This window comes from Collinsella aerofaciens, assembly GCF_041537385.1.
GTDB classification, from domain to species: domain Bacteria; phylum Actinomycetota; class Coriobacteriia; order Coriobacteriales; family Coriobacteriaceae; genus Collinsella; species Collinsella aerofaciens_BV.
Map to the genome: position 1 here is coordinate 204591 of NZ_JBGORS010000002.1, position 20166 is coordinate 224756.

Sequence of the window (20166 nt, forward strand, 5' to 3'; positions counted from 1 at the left end):
TCTGTTATCTCTCATATTAGAGAGGAGTGAGAGATAAAAGATAAGATGTCTGCCATCTGTTTCATATAAACATGTTTTTGCTGGTAGAACAATCGGTATTGAGATAATACCATGATTGCTTGTCTCTTTGCTGCTCGGTTATCTCTCATATTTATCTCTCGTCTTTCTGTTATCTCTCGTATTACTGATGAATGAGAGATGAGAGATACGTGAGTGATGCATGGGCCTGGACTATTGGACGGTCGGAAAATCCCTCAAATAAAAAACGGGGCCGGCCTTACGCCGAGCCCCGTTTTCAAACGGTCAGTTAGTTATCCAACGCGCGAGCATAGCAGTCAATATTACGCCGCCGCGAACACTCCCAAGCCCGTTCCGATGATGCAAATCGCAAAGATGCCCAAGATGATCCAAATGGTCTTGACGCCCTTTTTGTACAGGGCGACGCAAGCAAAGGTTGCCAGCAAGGGCAGCAGACCGGGGAAGATCGAATCGAACAGATCCTGCAGGACAATCTCCGAACCACCCACGTCAAAGGTCAAAGCCGTGGACAGCGAGACCTGCGCCGCAATCATGGCGCCGATAACGGTCATTCCGAGGACACCGGCAGCATGCGTCATGCGAGACATAAGGTTGTTCTCTTCGGACTGCTGCAAAAACTTGGTTCCCAAGTCGTAACCCAGATGGGCGGCGACGATACGCGTTGCAAAGTTAATCACGGAGTAGATGAGCGCGTACACGATGGGGCCGAGCGGGTTGCCCGTCGAAGCGATACCAATACCAATGCCGGCGGCAACCACGCGGAACGTACCCCAGTAGAACGAATCGCCGATGCCGGAAAGCGGTCCCATGAGGCCGACCTTCATGGCGTTAATCGAGGACGTGTCGAAGTTCTTATCGGCAGCCGCCTGCTCTTCCATCGAAACCGTTAGGCCGGCTACAAACGGAAGCACATGAGGCGTGATGTTAAAGAACTCGGTATGGCGATCGAGCGCCGCATAGTAATCGTCGTCGTTGGGATAGATCTTTCGCAGGGGCTTCTGAATAGTGTACATGAAGCCCATTGCCATCATCTTGTCGTACGACTGCGAGCACTGGCTCGTAAACTGGCGAAGGAACATGCTCCGATACATATCGGGAGTCATAATCGCGTCCTTCTTGGCCTCTTTGAGGTCGGTGTTCTGGATAGCCATTAGAAGTCCTCCTCTTCATCTGCAGCAACCGTCTGCGGACCGGACGAGCCCTCGCGGAAGGCCAGGAGCAGCGCGACGCAAATGGCAGCTGCGGCGACGCCGACCACGTCCATCTTGAGGTAGATGACCATAATGAAGCCGATGAACAGCCAAGGAAGAAGCTTGTTGTCGCCCATGGTCCTGATAAGGAGTGCGAAGCCGATGCAGACCATGACGCCGGATGCAACGTTGAGGCCGTCCATCACAAACTGCGGAATCGCGTTGAGCGCATTGTTGATGAGGTCGGCACCAAAGAACAGCGAGCCAAACACCAGCAGTGCAGACGGAATGCCAATCGACAGCGGCACGATAGTCAGATGGTACAGATTCGCCTTGGCAAGATCGCGATTTGCCAGAGCGGTCTCAATCTTCTTGCAGGCAAAGGCACCCGGAACGGCGTAGCAGAAGTTGCGCCACACCTGAAGGAAGACGGAGACGGGAAGGGCGAGCGCGACGGCAGTTGCCGTGCCCGTACCCGTAATGACGGCAAACGCGCAGCCAAGCACGCCGGAGGTATAGACCTCGGGAGGAACCGCCGCGCCGACCATGATGGCACCCATGAACATGGACTCCAAGGCAGCACCAACGATAACGCCCTGTTGAACGTCACCAAGAATCAAGCCAACGAACAGCTCGTAAACAACGGACGGCCAGGCATTGTAATGCCAAATAACTGCTCGTCCATGGACGCCATAATGCGACCAGTGCAACTAGGAGGTACTGGGCAACCATTTTGATTAACCCCAGTAATAAGCCTGCAGGCGAGACGTTCAGCACGTCTCGCCTGCAGACAACAGCAGCAATTTGAAAGGATTAGTAATTCATCTGGTGATAGTAACGACGCGTGGTGAGCGGGTGGTTGCGGACGTGCTCGAGATGGCAGCTCAGGCGCTCGGTGATGGTGTAGGTGACCATCGGGGAGACGATCTTGCGGAACTCGGGGTCGCTGAACGGCAGCTCGACCTCGGCGGTGTCGAACTTGTTCACGCGGACATGGACGCCCTTCTCGTCGGCGAGCATGTGAGTGAAGTTGTCCACGCGGTCCATGAGCTTACGGGTGTCGTCCTCGCCGTAGAGCATGATGAGGCTCGTGCCCTCCTCGCACAGCTCGATGGTGCCGTGGAAGAACTCGGCGGCGTGGATGGACTTGGTCTTGATCCACTGCATCTCCTCGAGGATGCACATGGCGTAGTCGTAGGCCTCGCCCCAGAGCATGCCGGAGCCGATCACCATGTGGTAGTCGGTGTCCTTGAAGTCCTCGGCCATGGCGGCGCAGCGCTCGTCCTGGGCGTCCTTGGCCTTGATGAGGTACGGGGCGATGTTGCCGAACTCCTCCATGAAGGTGTCGTACTTGGGGAAGGCGCCGGCGTTCTTGAGGAAGCGGGCGACCAGCGTGATCTGGTAGGTGTAGATGGCCTCGCACAGGACGTCGTCCTCGGCGAAGCTGAAGAACTTGTAGTCGGCGTACTCGGTGGCCGGGGTGTTGTCGTTGGAGACATACATCAGCGTGCGGGCGCCCTGCTCCTGGCAGAACTTGGCGGCCTCGATGATCTCGGGGGTGGTGCCGGTACGGGTGGAGAAGACGCAGACCGAGTCCTTGTTGAAGGCCTTGGGCGGGCACGCGAGGAACTCGGCGGCGATCTCGCAGTGGACGTCGACGTCGGCCGTGGTGGTCTCGACCCAGTACTTCATCGGGAGCGTGTGGGCCCAGGTGCCGCCGCAGCCGATGAAGAAGATGTTGGAATAGCCCTGCTCGCAGACCTCGTCCACGGCAGCCTCAATCTGAGGACGGAGAGCGAGGGCATCGCTCACAACCTTCTCGTAACGAGGCTCATCGAAATTGAACATAGCAATTATCCCTTCGTTTAATAGAACGAAATTCGTTCCAATGACAACTTGTCATTTTGTTACGTATTAATACTTAATGGTCTAAATAAAAACCCTTCTAGGAAAGGGGGACCTGACTGTCTTTCATCTCGGCGAGTTTATGCTCGAATCCAAAGCCGCCGGGTTTAAGGCAATTTTTAGCTGAATAGTCAGCAGCGAACTCCATTGCATCCCGAATGATCCCCACATCGAGCGGTTGCTTTTTACTCCAGCCATGCGAGAGACAGCTCACAACAAACGCAGTGATATACGAATCTCCCGCGCCCATGGTGTCAAGCGCATCTACGGGTCTTATATTTCCCTGGTACCATCGGGAACCGTCAAAGAACACAGGCCCCGTAGATCCCCGTGTAGCAATCGTGTAGCGACAACCATGCTCTATGGCCCTCTTCAATAGAACTTGAATCTGTTGATCGCTCTCGCCGGAACAGGAAAACAGACCAAGGGTTGTAGCAGGGCAAACAAGATCGAAATATGCGTCGGTTCGATACTTATCTTTAACGGAAAAGTCGTAAACCGCCACAGCGGGAAGATCTTGAACTAGGTGCACATCATCCTGCAGCTTTGCATTGACGCTGGTAAAAACCGCATCGAATCCCTGAAGAAACTTGACATCAGAATCGTTGATGTGGGTTTTGTGCGCCCAGCAAGCCCCTGTATCGTAACCAACTTCGACACGTTCACCGTCGTAAACATTTACATCGCAAGTCTTGGTTGTCGCTTTTTCAGGCATAGATGATTGCGAAAGGTCAACGTTCAGCGAAGAAAGGGCATCGGTGATTATTCGCCCTCCCAGGTCGTTGCCGATCTCCCCAATATACGCAGCCTGTGCGCCAAGCATGCTTGCATGGGCAGCGACGTTTACGGCATTGCCACCAGGATACATAACGCCTTTGTTGAGATAGCGATCAATAACGTTGTCACCAATTGCTGCGATTTTCACCTCAACGCCTCCCATCACGTACGGTCTTTATTAGTACTCGACCTTGCGGTAATAACGGCGGATGTCGAGCGAATGGTCACGAATTTCCTCGAAATTCTTGCTCACACGCGAGAGAATGGCATTGAGCACCACCGGAGAAAGCATCCAGCGGAATTCATCACTGATACCCGGCAACTCATAATCATGTGTGTCGAATACGGTGAAATCATCCGCATATTGCTTACAGAAGCGTGCAACGCGCTCATCAAGAGGCCTAGTCTGCGCCTCCGTCATTGCGAGCGCGACACAAACGCCCGGCTCAACAAGTTCGATAGTGCCATGGAAGAACTCAGGCGATGTAACGGATTTGGTGCGCAGCCATTGGGACTCCTCGAGCACACACATGGCAAACGAATACGTGGGGCCCCACAGATTGCCAGAACCGATCCAGATCTGATACGGGTCGTCCTTGTGCTTCAGAGCATATGCGCGAGCCATCTCGTCAGCGTTCTTGCCGACGGAAACGAGAGCAGCAGGGAGATTCACAAGCTCATCAGCGAAGCGATCGTAGTCATCGAAAAAGCCCCTGTTCTTGAGAATCTTTCCAATCAGAAGGTACAGCACGAGCTCCATAGGACGACCCTGCTTATAGATCACTCCATAATCGGAAAGTTCACCAAGCGGTGAACCGTCCACGCCAAGCGTAGAGACAATGGTGCAGCCTGCGTCTTTTGCCGCCTTTGCCGCCGCGACCGTCTCTTTGGTGTCGCCCGACTTGGACGCCATGAACGCCAAGGTCCCCTTACCGATGCGCCGATTGCCAACCGTGAGGAAATCTGCCGAAACTTGGGACTGGACGGGAATATCGGACATAACAGAAACCATATAGTCAAACGGCTGCATCATCGCAAGCGAGCCACCTGACGAGGTGAAGAAAATCGAATCGAAACCCTTTTCGCAAATTTCGTCAGCAATGCGTTCAATTTCGGCACGTTGATTGTAGATATAAGCACCGTTATCGAGAATTGCCTGTTCATCAAATGAAACCATGAGATATACCTTTCTAATTCAATTGGGCCAGACGGCGAAATCAACCATTTAGATTGCAAACACTCCGAAGAAGGAGCCGACGATACCAACCGCCATGAGAATAACGAGAATCCAAGCAATTTTGACCTTGTGCTGGACGAGTTCGTAAACTCCAAGTGTCACAAGCAGCGGCAGCAGGCTCGGCATGATACCGTCGATGATGCTTTGGATAGTCTGCGCACTGTCGCCGGTACCGAGAGAACCAGCCACGCTGACCGATACAAGGTTGGGCACCATAGCGCCGATAACCATAAGACCGAGAATTGCAGCCCCCATAGTGAGCTTTGGCATAAGACCAGATTTCTCGATCTTGCTCAAGAAACTGGTTCCGAATCCATAGCCCCATTTAAGGCAGAACCAACGAATCAGATAATGCGGAACATTGAATACGACAAGGAAGAGAAGCGGGCCGAGAATGTTACCCTGCATAGCAAGCGACACACCCAAGCCAGTGGCGATGACACGCAACGTTCCCCAGAACAGAGAGTCACCGATGCCGGCCAGCGGGCTCATAAGAGCGGCCTTTACGCTGTTGATGGAGGATTCGTCAAAATCCTCTTCGTTAGCGTTTGCCTCTTCCATCGCTGCCGAAATGCCCAGAATTAATGTTGAGACATAAGGAGTGGTGTTGAAGAACTCCATGTGACGCTTAGCAGCAGCAGCCTGGTCATCCTTATTCTTATACACGCGACGAATGATGGGAAGCATGGAGAAGCAGTATCCCATGTGCTGCTGGCGCTCGTAGTTCCAGGAGTACTCCATCGTAAGCGAACGGAAAAATACCGATTTTAGATCACGCTTTGTAATCTTGTTGGAACTGGTGTCATTAGAAGTCGTCATCGTCGAAGCTCCCTTCCGAACTAAGCTGTGGCGTCTGAGCAATGAAGTTTGGCTGGACCACCACGAGGATTACTGCGAGGCAAAGCCCAATGATGGCAATACCAAGGATTGGAATGCTCATGTAGGCACAGAGCGCAAACCCGAGCACGAAGAAAATAGCAGTCTGCTTGTTGACAATCATTGAAGCGAGCAGTGCAATGCCGAGCGCAGGGATGAATCCACCCGCAATAACCAGGCCGTTACTTACAAACTCGGGAATTGCGTTAAGCACCGCGTTCATAACCGGCGTTCCGAGATAGAAAGCAAGGGAGCACACGAAAAAGCGAGGAAGCGATTTGACGATGAATCCACCAAGCAGATGCATCCGCTCCATACCTTTGAGGTCGCCCTTTGCCACGCAGTCGTCCGCTTTATGGACGAAAAACGGCATCACGATCAGCGTAAGCGCGTTATCAATGATGAGATAAAGCGACGCAATCGGGAAAGCGAGCGTCAGCGCAACTTCAGCGCCCTGACCCGTCGAAATTGCAAAGGCAGTGCCCAAAATACCACCGGTGATAACGTCAGGCGGAACGGCCGCCCCGATGGTAACCGATCCAATGAACACCATTTCAAGCGTGGCGCCGACAATAATGCCCGTCTGCAAATCACCCATCACAAGACCGATGAGGACGCCCGTGACAATCGGGCGAGAAGCAAGGCAAGTGCCAAGTGCCCACTCAAATGTCACGCACATTGCGACGAGGCCGATAAGGATCGCTTGAGTCAACATGAGGGATCCCCTTTCTATTGTATGTGCTTAAATCAAAATCTTCTCGTCTCTAGGTACCTGCCTGATCTCCACCTCGATTCCGGCATCACTGAGCTCATGTAGAAGCTCCACGTCGCGATCGGTAGCGAAAACCGTTGAAGATAGGCGTACATCTGCACCCTCACGCGGCTTCGTTCCTCCAATGTTGATATGCTCGATTTCGCTGTAGCCCTTTGCCAGGCGGTAAGCATCTTCGATGCTTTCAACGACAATGAACAAACGGTACTTATCGGTCACACCGCTCCTAAGAGCCTCGATAGAATCATCGACCGATTTGATAACCAATTTGACGCCTGCCGGACGTGCCAGCTTAAGCGTCGTCTTGCGCACGTCATCTTTCACAACCGCATCGCAGGCAATCAAAATGCAATTGGTGTCAAGCTCTTGCGTCCAAGTCATGGCAACCTGACCATGAAGCAAGCGATGGTCAACTCTCAGCAGCTTAATCATCTTTGTTCCTTTCTCAAAAATCCTCGTCTTCTTCTACCGAATTTGGCAGCGAACATAGGCATGTGCCCTTTTGGCGGACACTTGAAACCAATGCAGCGAGCTCGGCGTCATCAAGTGTGCTCAATTTCGAAAACACTTCGAGCACTAGTGGTAGCGACATGCCGGCAATGAGCCTTAGAGAATCGTCACCCAACCTTTCCATAAAAGCGTTATTCACTGACCCACCATAGACATCAGTGATGACAATCCACTGGTCTGCTGGGTCGCGAGAACGGTCCCAAAAATCTATCAACTCGTTTACATCCATCGTGTCCTCATCGACATATGCGCATAGCACCTTAACGCGAGGATCTTCACCGCAAAATAGCTGGAGCGTTTCACGCATCGCTCTAGCAAGTGGCCCATGGCTGGCCAAGAGCAACTTCCTCATTTATCTCCCAATCTCAGTCAATCATCTGTTAATAGAACGTTATATTTTGTATTGTTATCTACAGTATCCTCGAAACTTTCGCTTTGTCAAGACAGATCAATCAAGCTTCCTAAGCGGTAATAATTCGCCCGTAAACGGCAAAAAAACGCCCCTTTGTCGGGGCGTTTTCAATCTCTTGTTATTCGGTTAAGAAAGATCCGGGGTTTGGCTTTCGCTAGAGATAAAACTTTAAGCGCTCAGTGCAGTACACCTGCCGCGAAATAAACAATGGCACTCCCTGCGCGCTGCAACGCTTATCTACAAATAATAAAAGGGCAGATCCCGGCTTTACATTCAAATGTTCTGCCTCGTAAGCACTTGCAAAGCACACCTGCAACGTTCGCTCGTTATTGCCAAGTTCGATATGGCGTCTTCCCAGCACCTCAAGTAGAGAACCCGATAAATCTTCATGTTCCAAAAAGGCAAGAGAAGGAGTGTAGCTATTGGTTTCCAACATCGTTGGCACGCCATCGACTAAGCGCAAACGTCTAGTCTGAAGAATATTCTCGTCCTCCTGGACCTGAAGAAAACGCACGTCGCGCAGCGTAGGATAAATCCAAGCTACTTCGAGCACTACGGTAGAAGGCTTTTTATTTTCTTGAATGCAGGAATGGGTGAAGCTTTCCTGGTCATCGGCTGCATAGGCATTGCGTGTCGTGGTAACAAAAGTCCCTTTCCCTCGCGTGCGCTCAACGATATCGGCATCCTCTAGTTCCTTGATTGCCGATCGAACAGTAATACGACTAACGCCATATTCCTCCATAAGCTCCGTCTCAGTAGGAAGCTTATCCCCTTCGCTATATACGCCACTTTCTATTCGACTCACAAGATCGTGAACGATCTGCTTATACAATGGAACAGCGCTCTCCACTTTAACCATTATTCAACCTATTGCTTTCTACACTCAACGGCTTCAAGTCCCCGCCAATTGATGCCGAGTTGATTAGCCTTAATCGAAAAGAAGTATTTGAAATAATCACCCAACATCACCTGCTTAGTAAAGTGCACTGGCTTACCAGTGCTCATATAAACGGTCTCACTCAATATAAACATCGCAGCTTCTCCTGCGATATTAAGGATGCGCTTCTCCTCATCCGTAGCAAGCCCTGCTTCAAGCACAATAGACGGGAAACAATTATCCTCTAGTCGCAGCCCCGTCTCTCTCTCAATCGTTTCATAAAGTGATGCGTTCTCCATATCGACACCCAGTAAAAACCCGAAGTTCTTTACTGGAAGATAAATATGTTCAATCATTGCATTTATGTGGTTAATTGACCTCACGCGTTTGAGGTAAACCGCAGATTCATTCTCTTCCATTCGCAAATGACGACGGACGGCAACGGGCGGCTCGACCTCCTGAAGAGCGAGAACACGAGACGAGGTTTCGATATTATTTTCATGGCAAAAATAAGTGAAACCCTTAAACGTGCTCAAGCTCGAGACGATTTTAGGCTGCCGGATAAATGTGCCCTTGCCATGACGCGTATCAAGCACGTCGTCATCCACAAGAGTTTGAATTGCCTTCCGTATCGTCGCACGGCTAACCTCGTATTCTTCGCAAAAACCATTTTCGCTAGGCAACACGCCACTTTCGGAAAACTCGCCCATCTCAATACGGCGGCGCAAATCATCAGCTACTTGTACATATAGCGGCACAGCACTAGTCGGGTTAATCATAACGTTCTCCGTATAACATTCTATGAAACTTCTATACGTTATAAGATAACCTATTACGTATTATTTTGAAAGAAATAGACGGTTCAATCTTATTTTTGAACCGTCTACAATATCAAACACTCCATATGAAGGTGTCGAATGCCACTTGTGGCGCAAACAAGAGGGGCATTTGGCAAAAATGCCCCATTTCGCCTTGAAGTCGCTACCGTGAAATGCCAACGAGCCGCATGGTCGAGTCCAAGCAAATACGACCTCAAGCGGCCAGCTACGGCATGGCTCCCTAGAACGAGACTGCGACATTTGTTTGCATTGTTTTACGAACGCAACATAACGAATTATTTCCGAGCAAAATAACGACCGCTGAAAGCTGCTTTAGTAGTTCATCTGGTGGTAGTAGCGACGCGTGGTGAGCGGGTGGTTGCGGACGTGCTCGAGATGGCAGCTCAGGCGCTCGGTGATGGTGTAGGTGACCATCGGGGAGACGATCTTGCGGAACTCGGGGTCGCTGAACGGCAGCTCGACCTCGGCGGTGTCGAACTTGTTCACGCGGACATGGACGCCCTTCTCGTCGGCGAGCATGTGAGTGAAGTTGTCCACGCGGTCCATGAGCTTACGGGTGTCGTCCTCGCCGTAGAGCATGATGAGGCTCGTGCCCTCCTCGCACAGCTCGATGGTGCCGTGGAAGAACTCGGCGGCGTGGATGGACTTGGTCTTGATCCACTGCATCTCCTCGAGGATGCACATGGCGTAGTCGTAGGCCTCGCCCCAGAGCATGCCGGAGCCGATCACCATGTGGTAGTCGGTGTCCTTGAAGTCCTCGGCCATGGCGGCGCAGCGCTCGTCCTGGGCGTCCTTGGCCTTGATGAGGTACGGGGCGATGTTGCCGAACTCCTCCATGAAGGTGTCGTACTTGGGGAAGGCGCCGGCGTTCTTGAGGAAGCGGGCGACCAGCGTGATCTGGTAGGTGTAGATGGCCTCGCACAGGACGTCGTCCTCGGCGAAGCTGAAGAACTTGTAGTCGGCGTACTCGGTGGCCGGGGTGTTGTCGTTGGAGACATACATCAGCGTGCGGGCGCCCTGCTCCTGGCAGAACTTGGCGGCCTCGATGATCTCGGGGGTGGTGCCGGTACGGGTGGAGAAGACGCAGACCGAGTCCTTGTTGAAGGCCTTGGGCGGGCACGCGAGGAACTCGGCGGCGATCTCGCAGTGGACGTCGACGTCGGCCGTGGTGGTCTCGACCCAGTACTTCATCGGGAGCGTGTGGGCCCAGGTGCCGCCGCAGCCGATGAAGAAGATGTTGGAATAGCCCTGCTCGCAGACCTCGTCCACGGCAGCCTCAATCTGAGGACGGAGAGCGAGGGCATCGCTCACAACCTTCTCGTAACGAGGCTCATCGAAATTGAACATCCCTTACTCCTAACTCACTTAGATGAACCCTTCATTCATCCCATAACGTTATAATACTTTATATAACTAACTATGCAAGTATTATTTTGCTTCTGCTCTTTCCTCAAGCCCCTTAAAACAACAATCGGCGTTGTTGGACACAGCGCGCAAGTTCATTGAACGATTCAATGTGCATCGTCTCTGGTTAAATGACGTCTTATGCAAATACCTTTAATCCGCTTGAGGCCGACGAATCTTTTGACTGCCCGCAGAAGCTTTCCCGGAATTCCCTATGGATAGACGCACCGGCAATCGCTTCGTTATCTGGCTTATTGCGCATTGCCGGGGCGTCTGGGAGAAAGCACAATCTACCGCGTGGTCAACTAGCGTTTCATCGGAATCGACCGCATCCGCGCCAAATACTAAATCGCAATCGTTGAAACTCGTCCGATCATATGGCGGCAATTTCTCGCCATAAAAATGCGTACGAAATAAGGGGGCAGCCGTTTGCAACTTGCTTTATTCGTAAATGTTTTTACTGAAAAAACAATCACCAACCAAACAGCACTATTAACAGCACTATTAATTGTTTGGCTCTTTGCTGTACAGCCATCTTTCGTATACGTCTCTCGTCTATCTCTCATCTCACGGTTGGAGACGAAAGGTATGCGGGAGTGGATAATTGGACGACATTTGGGCCTGCGACGGATTATTTCGTCCGAAAATCCACGCTCATTTGGCGGGACACGCGGGGCCCATGCCAATCCGCCGGCATCGTCTTCAGTTCGCTGCAGTGCCGCGGTCCCATATGGGTATACTCTCGAGGATTCGACTCGATTCGCCCCCGCTGGGGCGTCAAAGGAGACTGCATATGCCCACCACCTCAACCGACCCACGCGCCGCTGCTGCCGCGCTGCTGGTGCCCGGTACCACCTGCCACGGCTTTGCCGTCGAGCGCTGCGAGACCGTGCCCGAGCTCGACTCAGACGCCTACGTGCTGCGCCACACTGCCTCGGGCGCTCGCCTGCTGTACCTGGCGTGCGACGACGAAAACAAGGCCTTTGCCATTGGCTTTAAGACGCCGCCGGCCGATTCCACCGGCGTGTTCCATATTCTTGAGCACTCGGTGCTGTGCGGATCGGCCAAGTTTCCCGTCAAGGAGCCGTTTGTCGACCTGATCAAGAGCTCCATGCAGACGTTCCTCAACGCCATGACCTACCCCGACAAGACCATCTACCCCGTTGCCACCACCAACGAGCAGGACCTGTACAACCTGATGGATGTGTACTTGGACGCCGTGTTCAACCCGGCCATCTACACCAAGCCGACCATTTTTGAGCAGGAGGGCTGGCACTACGAGTTGGACCTGCCGGAGGGCGCCGAGGACGCGGGTAACGGCAGCTCCGCGAGCCTGCGCAAGGGCACACTGCGCTATAACGGCGTAGTGTTCAACGAGATGAAGGGCGCGCTGTCCGACCCCATGAGCGTGCTGGACGACGCCGTCAACGCCGCGCTCTATCCCGACACCGCCTATGCGCACGAGAGCGGCGGCGACCCGCGCGCGATTCCCGCGCTCACCTACGAGCAGTTCCTGGACACGCACGCGCGCCACTACAATCCTTCCAACTCCTACATCACGCTCTATGGCGACCTAGATGTGGACCGCGCGCTGGCCTTTTTGGACGAGCGCTATCTGTCGCAGCCGAGCGCCGCGAGCCGGCGCATGGACGCAGCCGTTGCCGCCGGCGAGGACCCGTCCACGCTGGCGCCCAATCCGCTGGACGTGCAGGCGCCCGTGACCTGCGAGTATAAGCGCGTCGAGATGGCCACCACGCCCGAAAACGCCCTGGTGGGCCTGGGCCTTGTGCTGGGCAGCGCGCTCGACCGCAAGCGCACGATCGCGGCGGATATCCTGTTCGAGGCACTGCTGGGTTCTAACGAGGCGCCAGTTAAGAAGGCCATTCTGGCCGCCGGCCTGGGCGGCAACGTGGTGAGCTATACCGCGGCCGAGAGCCTGCAGCCCTACGAGCTCATCATGCTGCAAAACGCGCAGCCCGGCGTGGCGCGCGAGCTGCGCCACGTGTTCCAGGACGCCTGCCGCGACCTGTGCGAGCACGGCGTTCCGCGCGAGCGCCTGGAAGCCATCATCAGCAGCAACGAATACGATCTGCGCCAGCGCGACTACGGCATCGCCGACGGCGTGGCCATTGCGTGCGACGCGCTGAGCACCTGGCTCTACGATGACGACGCCGCGACGCTGGCACTCAAGTACGGCCCGGTGTACGAGGAGCTGCGTAGCGAGCTGGACGGCACCTACTTTGAGGACCTGCTGCGCGAGCTGGTGCTGGAGAACGACCACATGGCGCTCGTCGAGCTGGTGCCGGTGGACGCCGCCGAGGGTTCGGAGGGTGCCGAGGCCATCGAGCTGGCAGCCAAGCGCGACGCCATGACCGATTCCGAGCTGGCCGACGTGGTCGAGCGCACGGCCGCGCTGCGTGCCGCGCAGGAAGCCGAGGACACGCCCGAGGACAAGGCCACGCTGCCGCGCCTGCGCGTGTCCGACATTGGCGAGGCGCGCCCCGAACCGCCGCTGGTCGTGGACACGACCGCGCCCATCTCCTGTCTGCGCCACGACATCCCTACCAACCGCCTGGCCTACGCCATGCAGTATTTCGACCTGAGCTGCGTCGCGTTTGAGGACCTGCCCTATGTGACGCTGCTCTGCCGCCTGCTTAAGCAGCTGCCCACGCGCGAGCATTCAGCCGAGGAACTCGACAACCTGCTCGCCGGCAAGCTGGGCTTTTTGAGCTTTACGACCGAGGTCATGACGCAGCCCGACGTGGACGGCGTGCGCCCCTACCTGCTGGTGAGCGCCGGCGCCCTGTCCGAAAAGATCGACGCGCTGGCGAGCCTGCCGCGCGAGGTGTGGTCGAGCACGCTGTTGCTCGATGCCGACGCCGACCGCGTTCGCGACGTGCTCACGCAGATTCGCATTGGGCTTGAGCAGGGCTTTATCAACAACGGCCACTCGGCGGCGCTCGGTCGCGCGATGAGCTACAGTTCGCCTTCGGCCGTGGTGCGCGAGCAGCTCTCGGGCGTGGACTTCTACCTGTTCCTGCGCGATCTGCTCGAGCACTTTGACGAGCGACTGGACGACCTGCGCGCCAAGCTTGCCGAGCTGGCAGACCGCATCTTTGTGGCCGATGGCTGCATGGCGAGCTTTACCGGCAGCGACGAGGACTTTGACGCGTACTGGGATGCCGCGGGCAACCTGGGGCTTGGCGCTGGCGACGGCGCTGCCAGCGGCACGCTCGTGGTGCCGGAGCCGCACGACCGTCACGAGGCGTTCGTTATCCCCAGCGACATCTGCTTTGCGGCAAGCGCGTGCGACCCGCGTCGCCTGGGCATCGACGTGACGGGCGCTTGGGCCGTAGCTGCCAACGCGCTCTCCTACGACTACCTGTGGAACGAGATCCGCGTGAAGGGCGGTGCGTACGGCTGCGGATTCCGCGCGGCCGGTGAGCGTCAGACGGCGTTCTACACCTACCGCGACCCAGCAATCGACCCCTCGATTGAGCGCGTGGAACGCGCCGGTGCATGGCTCGGCAGCTTTGAGCCCGACGAGGCCGCCTTTGAGGGCTTTATTGTGAGCTGCGTGAGCGGCATGGACGCGCCGGTGAAGCCGTACGCGCTCACCAAGCGCCGCAACACGACCTACCTTGCCGGGCTCGACCCGCATGCACGCGAGGAGCGTCGCGCCCAAATGCTCGCGGCCACACCCGGTGAGCTTCGCTCGCTCGGCGCCGACGTGACGCGCATCGCAGCCGAGTCGCCCACCTGCGTCTTTGGCGGCCGCGACGTCATCGCCAAGAGCAACGCCGGCTTCAACGTAGTCGACCTGATGGGCTAACCACAGCAAGCAAAACCACTACAAAGGGGACAGGCCCCTTTGTAGTGGTTCGAACACTTGTTCTATACGTACACATGTTCTATAGTATGGGTGATTGCATCGGATCTAAATTGCAACTAGAATATAGTTGCAGAATGTGAGGCGGGATGACTCGAGCCGATAAACTCATCGCCCAACTGTTTAGCTGCCCTTCGACGTATCGGTATGCCGATTTTTTAAAAGTCATGGCCTCATATGGCTTTGAAATGGACAGCAAAGGCAAGACATCCGGATCGCGCGTTCGCTTCTACAGGCCCTCAGATGGCAGGATGTTCGTGATGCACGTGCCTCATCCATCTGACGAATTGACAGCGGAGACAATTCGAAACATCGTTCGATTTCTGCAGGATGTCGGAGGCAGTCATGAGTAACGTTTTGGCATACAAGGGCTATTTCGCCCCAGTCGAGTTCGATGCCGAGCAGCATGTACTAACAGGTATGGTCGCCGGCATTAGGGATGCAATCGTATTTGAAGGCTCCACGGCTGAAGAAGTGGAGCAATGCTTCCACGACGCCGTCGACGATTACCTTGAGTTTTGTGCCGAAAAGGGCAAGGAACCAGAGCGGGCTTTTAAGGGCTCGTTCAATGTGAGAACAGGCTCCGAGCTTCACAAGCAGGCAGCACTGGCGGCGGCAAAAAAGGGCGAGTCACTCAATAAGTTTGTGACCGAAGCAATCGCCGCGGCGTTATAGCGTTAACGCATGGGCCAAAACCACCACAAAGGGGACAGGCACCTTTGTGGTGGTTTCGACATTTGCCCAGATAAAACCTGCCAAAATAAACCTGTCCCTTTTTGGTAGGTTTGGGAGAGGAAGCCGGGATGGACAAGGCTGAGTTGCGGCGGGCGGTGATTGCTCGGCGTGATGCTCTTGATTTGGACTTGCGGGCGGCGAAGTCTGCTGATATCTGTGCGCGGCTAGTTGAGCTGTTGGATCGCTCGGATGCCGCGGCGCCGCACACCGTTGCCAGCTATGCCGCGATGGGTTCCGAGGTCAACCCTGCCGCGTTTGCCGCTGCGGTCGCCGCGCGCGGCTGGCGCGTGGCCTATCCGTGCATGCTCTCGGCAATTGATGCCGCAGCTTGTGGCCAGCGCATGTGCATGCGAGCAGTTGCCGCCGACGATGCGTCCGCGGCTCCGTTTATCGCCCACCCCGCGCGGGCCTTCGCGGCCACGGACATCGACAGCGACCGCTTCCCCATCGTGCCTGCCGAAGCACTCGACATGATTGTTGTGCCGCTCGTGGCCTTCGATCAAACCGGCGCGCGCCTGGGCTACGGCGGCGGTTGCTACGACCGCTACCTGCCCATGCTCTCACCCGCATGCCAAATCATCGGCATCGCCTTTGATGAACAGCGTGTCGACCACGTTCCCACCGATACCCACGACCAGCCGCTACCCCACATCATCAGCGTCTAACCGCTGGCGGGCTGCACCCCACAAAAATGAGCGTGGAAAATCTCCCACTTTGAGCCCCCTTACGAGCCAAAAACGGGAGATTATCCACGCTCATGTTGCAAACGTCCGTTTTTCCACGCTCGTCCGTCCAGATTTCCGCGCTCATTCGGCAAGCGTCCGAAAATCCACGCTCGTGTGTCCGATTATCCACGCTCGTGCAGCTTAACGCCCCGCAACCGCCTCAACATGCACGCGGCACGCCGGCAACTTTGAGTTTGCGATCGAGCTTTGACGGGTCCCTCAAATCATCCCAGCACAAGCGCACGATTTTGCAGTTATCAAGCAGCGAAAGCCTCGACTCGCGCTGACGTTCATCAAATTGCGCCTTTGCGAGCTTGCCCTCCTCCGCCGCCTTCTCGCTTTTAACGAATCCGTCGAACTCCCCAATAATCAACCGGTCACCCACGCGCCACAGATAGTCAACGCGATACGGCTTTCCCGGCTCAACCGGGTCGAACAGCTCAACTTGCAGCTCCGGAACCTGCCAGCCGCGCTCGATCATCAGCGCACGCGCCTTGGACTCGCCGCCGCTTTCCGACAAGCCGTCGGCACACCGCGCAACCCTGCGCGCAGTCACAACACCGCGACGATTCAAACCAAGCTTGTTGACTGCCTCAACAAGGTGCTCCTTCGACAAAAGCTGCTCATGGAGCGCCGAGTCCGCAATGATCAGCCCCTCGACAAACGACGCGTCGACCAGGCAATCCGTAATCGTTTGATCGATATCGGTCACGGCAATATCCATTTGACTGGCCCGCGTTCGATAAGCATAACGATGGCGAATGACCTGAGAGCCCGGCGTCGTCGATTGCGCCGGCATCGCGGCGATATGGATGTGCGTCAAATTGGCATGCGAAACCGAAAGACCATAGATAACAGCCGCCGTATAGGAGCAAAACGTCCAGTCGGGGTGCTTTTGCGCAAGCGCCCGCACCCGATGCAGATAACGTTGCCGAAACTTGAGCTCGGACCAGTATTCCGGACGCGCATACAACCCCGGCATGACCACTTCGAGACTTCCCGCCGCCACCCGCCGCTCAATCTGCTTTGCCTCCGCCGTCGTGCGCGCGTACACGCAGCTCATCTGCTGCTCGCAAGCTTTAATGTGGCTTGTGAGTCTTTGATTCGCCGTCATGTTTGCCACGTCGCCTCCCAACTCTTGGAACGGCGCCAACGTACCAGGCGGTTTCATGCGAAGTCTGACCAAATGCCAACCAAAAGCTGACCAAATGCTTGACGGTTTTGAACGCTTTAGGTTAATGGCTTATATCTGCAGGTAGAACGGTTGTCGAGAGGTCCCTGTCTCCACATTTTGAGCCTCAAAAGCCACCGACTTCATTGAAAGAAAATGTGCCGTGGATCAAAACTACCTAGTTTGCGATGCGGCCCGTATGTACTCGACGCATGATGCTGCCGCCGGTACAACAGCTGCAGAAAAATCGAGCGTGGAAAATCTCCCACTTTGGGCCCCCTTACGAGCTAAAAACGGGAGATTATCCACGCTCATTCAACATGCGTCCGATTATCCACGCTCGTGTGTCCGATTATCCACGCTCGTCGCGTAGCGGCCACGGTAACCGCCGCAGCAGCAGCCACGGCCACAGCCGCAGCCTAGTGCTCCTCGCCGGCGCGAGCCAGGTCGTAGGGCGTGGTCTGGTAGACGTAGTAGTTGAGCCAGTTGGTGTAGAACAGCTGAGCCTGACTGCGCCAGACGTTGCGCGGCTCGGCGGTGGGGTCGTCACCCGGGAAGTAATGCGCCGGCACCTGAGGGTTGAGCCCGCGCTTCACGTCGCGCTCGTACTCCAGACGCAGCGTATCGGTATCGTACTCGGGATGGCCAAAGACAAAGAAACGGCGGCTGTCGGTCGACTTGACGATGTACAGCCCCACCTCGTCGGACACGGCCACGACCTCAAGCTGCGGCTCGGCCTCCACGTCCTCGCGGCGCACGTCGGTGTTGCGCGAATGCACGGCATAGAAGCGGTCGTCAAAGCCACGGACCAGCGGGCTTTGCGGCTTCACCAAATAATGCTCGAACACGCCACTTGCCTTGGCCGGTAGATCGTACTTCTGAATGCCGTAATGATGGTAGAGCCCCGCCTGCGCTCCCCAACAAATGTGCAGCGTGGAGTGCACGTGCGTAGTGGACCAATCCATGATCTGGCAGAGCTCGGGCCAGTAGTCGACCTCCTCGAACGGCATCTGCTCCACGGGCGCGCCCGTGATAATCAGGCCGTCGTAGTGGATGTCGCGGATGTCGTCGAACGTGCGGTAGAACGTCTCCAGGTGACCGGCGCTCACGTGCGTGGCCTCGTGCGTCTTGGTGCGCAGCAGGTCCACCTCCACCTGCAGCGGCGTGTTGGAGAGCTTGCGCATGATCTGCGTCTCGGTGGCGATTTTGGTTGGCATGAGGTTGAGGATGAGCACGCGCAGCGGACGGATGTCCTGGTGCAGCGCGCGGTACTCGGTCATGACAAAGATGTTCTCGCTCTCGAGCTGCGCGGCGGCAGGGAGGGCGTCGGGGATGCGAATGGGCATGGATGCTCCTTACGAGTCAGTTGCAGCTATGGTACAACGACCGGCCCCATCCGCGCGAGCACATCGCCCCGAGACACCGTCAGCGGCCCAAATCACTCCAAAAGTAGAGATTAAGGCATGTCCCAAAATCTACGGCACTTTAGCCTGGCAAAGTAGCAGCAGAACGCTACAATGGTTCGACGCGAAAAACTCGGCCGAAAGGATACATATATGTACCAGACGCGTAAGATCGGTGTGGTCGGCCAGGGCCACGTAGGAGCACATGTCGCCAACAGCCTGCTTATGCAGGGCATTGCCGATGAGCTGTACCTGTGCGATATCAACGAGGCCAAGGTGACGTCCGAGGTCCAGGACCTGCGCGATTCCCTTTCGTTTGTCCCGTACAACACCAAAATCGTCAACTGCTACGACCACTACGAGGAGCTTGCCTGCTGTGACGTCATCGTCAACGCCGCCGGCAAGGTCGCGCTGGCCGCCGGCAACCGCGACGGCGAGCTGTTCTTTACCACCGACGCCGCCCGCACCTTTGCCAAGCGCATCGTCGACGCCGGCTTTGACGGCATCTTCGTGAGCATCTCCAACCCCTGCGACGTCGTATGCACCGAGCTGTGGCACCTGACCGGCTACGATCCCAAGAAGATCATCGGCTCGGGCTGCGGCCTGGACTCCGCTCGCCTGCGCACCGAGATCTCCAAGAAGGTCGGTGTGAGCCCCAAGTCTATCGACGCCTACATGATCGGCGAGCACGGCTTTAGCCAGCTGGCCGCCTTTAAGGCCGCAACCATCGCCGGCAAGAGCCTCAACGAGCTTCAGGCCGAGAACCCCGGCAAGTACGCCTTCGACCACATGGAGGTCGAGGAGCTCGCGCGCAAGGGCGGCTATGTGACCTACCAGGGCAAGCAGTGCACCGAGTACGCCGTCGCCAACTCCGCCGCGCGCGTCTGCGCCGCCGTTCTGCACAACGAGCACGCCGTGCTTTCGGCCTCTACGCTTATGACCGGCCAGTATGGCGAGGAGGGCATCTTTACCTCCCTGCCGTGCGTGATCGGTGCCGAGGGCGTCGAGGAGGTCTACACGCTGGACCTGTCCGAGTACGAGCTCGAGGGCTTCCACAAGAGCTGCCAGCACATCCGCGACAACATCGCCCAGCTCGACTGGTGGGACACCGAGGCCTACGACGCAAAGTAGGCCGCTGGCTGCCGCAACCTTGCGAATCTAAGCGCGATACTAAGCGGGCCGCGCCGGAAATCCCCGGCGCGGCCCGCTTTTTTGACTCACGCAGCGCCCTTGCGAATCGAAGGTGAATACTTTTCCGCGAAGTGAACGAGCAAAAATGAACCCCCGAAGCATCCACGCTTTTCAGGCGCCGTTTCCTGCGGTTTCGCCGAGTTTTTCCTGCAGTTTTGGCATCAAAAAGTGTGGATGCTTCGGGGTCCAAAATAGGTCGTTCACTTCGCGGAAA

At 56.0% G+C, this 20166-nt stretch carries 19 protein-coding genes; 5 read left to right on the top strand and 14 right to left on the bottom strand.

Features of this window, described 5'->3' with window-relative positions:
- Nucleotides 1–341: 341 nt before the first annotated feature.
- The 12 genes from ACEG18_RS04340 to ACEG18_RS04395 form a co-directional block, all read right to left on the bottom strand.
- Entirely contained in the window at nucleotides 342–1190 is an 849-nt protein-coding gene (locus tag ACEG18_RS04340) for a PTS system mannose/fructose/sorbose family transporter subunit IID (RefSeq protein WP_199408835.1), read from the bottom strand.
- Nucleotides 1190–1939 (bottom strand): PTS mannose/fructose/sorbose/N-acetylgalactosamine transporter subunit IIC, encoded by a 750-nt coding sequence (locus tag ACEG18_RS04345; RefSeq protein WP_372541406.1) that lies wholly within the window; start codon nucleotides 1937–1939, stop codon nucleotides 1190–1192. The genes ACEG18_RS04340 and ACEG18_RS04345 overlap by 1 nt, the downstream gene beginning before the upstream one ends.
- Nucleotides 1940–2042: 103 nt before the next feature.
- Nucleotides 2043–3077, bottom strand: a complete 1035-nt coding sequence (locus ACEG18_RS04350) for an SIS domain-containing protein (RefSeq protein WP_147349540.1) — start codon at nucleotides 3075–3077, stop codon at nucleotides 2043–2045.
- A 97-nt stretch (nucleotides 3078–3174) separates the two neighbouring features.
- Nucleotides 3175–4059: a PfkB family carbohydrate kinase gene (locus tag ACEG18_RS04355; RefSeq protein ID WP_117790911.1), complete on the bottom strand. Its 885-nt coding sequence runs from the start codon at nucleotides 4057–4059 to the stop codon at nucleotides 3175–3177.
- A gap of 30 nt (nucleotides 4060–4089) precedes the next feature.
- Nucleotides 4090–5088 carry an SIS domain-containing protein gene (locus tag ACEG18_RS04360; RefSeq protein ID WP_055310759.1) on the bottom strand — a complete coding sequence of 333 codons (999 nt, stop codon included), beginning with the start codon at nucleotides 5086–5088 and terminating at the stop codon, nucleotides 4090–4092.
- A 48-nt stretch (nucleotides 5089–5136) separates the two neighbouring features.
- Nucleotides 5137–5967 carry a PTS system mannose/fructose/sorbose family transporter subunit IID gene (locus ACEG18_RS04365; protein WP_055310758.1) on the bottom strand — a complete coding sequence of 277 codons (831 nt, stop codon included), beginning with the start codon at nucleotides 5965–5967 and terminating at the stop codon, nucleotides 5137–5139.
- Nucleotides 5954–6739, bottom strand: coding sequence for a PTS mannose/fructose/sorbose/N-acetylgalactosamine transporter subunit IIC (locus tag ACEG18_RS04370; protein ID WP_055310757.1), 786 nt, complete (start codon nucleotides 6737–6739; stop codon nucleotides 5954–5956). The genes ACEG18_RS04365 and ACEG18_RS04370 overlap by 14 nt, the downstream gene beginning before the upstream one ends.
- Nucleotides 6740–6766: 27 nt before the next feature.
- Nucleotides 6767–7228, bottom strand: coding sequence for a PTS sugar transporter subunit IIB (locus ACEG18_RS04375; RefSeq protein WP_099432598.1), 462 nt, complete (start codon nucleotides 7226–7228; stop codon nucleotides 6767–6769).
- A gap of 13 nt (nucleotides 7229–7241) precedes the next feature.
- On the bottom strand, nucleotides 7242–7658 hold the full coding sequence (locus tag ACEG18_RS04380; RefSeq protein ID WP_055287649.1) for a PTS sugar transporter subunit IIA: 417 nt from the start codon (nucleotides 7656–7658) through the stop codon (nucleotides 7242–7244).
- Between the two features lie 214 nt (nucleotides 7659–7872).
- Entirely contained in the window at nucleotides 7873–8577 is a 705-nt protein-coding gene (locus tag ACEG18_RS04385) for a GntR family transcriptional regulator (protein ID WP_055287651.1), read from the bottom strand.
- Nucleotides 8578–8585: 8 nt separating this feature from the next.
- Nucleotides 8586–9374 (bottom strand): GntR family transcriptional regulator, encoded by a 789-nt coding sequence (locus ACEG18_RS04390; protein ID WP_117790910.1) that lies wholly within the window; start codon nucleotides 9372–9374, stop codon nucleotides 8586–8588.
- Nucleotides 9375–9746: 372 nt separating this feature from the next.
- The gene (locus ACEG18_RS04395) at nucleotides 9747–10781 is read right to left on the bottom strand and encodes an SIS domain-containing protein (RefSeq protein WP_147349540.1); all 1035 of its coding nucleotides are present in this window, start codon (nucleotides 10779–10781) and stop codon (nucleotides 9747–9749) included.
- Nucleotides 10782–11631: 850 nt separating this feature from the next.
- On the opposite strand from ACEG18_RS04395, the gene ACEG18_RS04400 reads away from it, so the two are divergent.
- From ACEG18_RS04400 to ACEG18_RS04415, 4 genes are all read left to right on the top strand, one after another.
- A complete protein-coding gene (locus ACEG18_RS04400) occupies nucleotides 11632–14670 on the top strand; it encodes an insulinase family protein (RefSeq protein WP_372541409.1) in 3039 nt (1012 codons plus the stop codon).
- A 146-nt stretch (nucleotides 14671–14816) separates the two neighbouring features.
- Nucleotides 14817–15080 (top strand): type II toxin-antitoxin system HicA family toxin, encoded by a 264-nt coding sequence (locus ACEG18_RS04405; RefSeq protein WP_372541411.1) that lies wholly within the window; start codon nucleotides 14817–14819, stop codon nucleotides 15078–15080.
- The gene (locus tag ACEG18_RS04410; protein ID WP_022094981.1) at nucleotides 15073–15402 is read left to right on the top strand and encodes a type II toxin-antitoxin system HicB family antitoxin; all 330 of its coding nucleotides are present in this window, start codon (nucleotides 15073–15075) and stop codon (nucleotides 15400–15402) included. The genes ACEG18_RS04405 and ACEG18_RS04410 overlap by 8 nt, the downstream gene beginning before the upstream one ends.
- Nucleotides 15403–15530: 128 nt before the next feature.
- Nucleotides 15531–16127, top strand: coding sequence for a 5-formyltetrahydrofolate cyclo-ligase (locus ACEG18_RS04415; RefSeq protein ID WP_372541412.1), 597 nt, complete (start codon nucleotides 15531–15533; stop codon nucleotides 16125–16127).
- 220 nt (nucleotides 16128–16347) lie between these two features.
- On the opposite strand, the gene ACEG18_RS04420 is transcribed toward ACEG18_RS04415, so the two are convergent.
- Both ACEG18_RS04420 and metA read right to left on the bottom strand, forming a co-directional pair.
- Complete coding sequence (locus ACEG18_RS04420) at nucleotides 16348–17310, bottom strand: hypothetical protein (RefSeq protein WP_372541413.1); 963 nt, start codon at nucleotides 17308–17310, stop codon at nucleotides 16348–16350.
- A gap of 467 nt (nucleotides 17311–17777) precedes the next feature.
- Complete coding sequence (metA, locus tag ACEG18_RS04425) at nucleotides 17778–18704, bottom strand: homoserine O-acetyltransferase MetA (RefSeq protein WP_006235124.1); 927 nt, start codon at nucleotides 18702–18704, stop codon at nucleotides 17778–17780.
- Between the two features lie 210 nt (nucleotides 18705–18914).
- On the opposite strand from metA, the gene ACEG18_RS04430 reads away from it, so the two are divergent.
- Nucleotides 18915–19892, top strand: coding sequence for an L-lactate dehydrogenase (locus tag ACEG18_RS04430; RefSeq protein ID WP_372541415.1), 978 nt, complete (start codon nucleotides 18915–18917; stop codon nucleotides 19890–19892).
- Nucleotides 19893–20166: the final 274 nt, after the last annotated feature.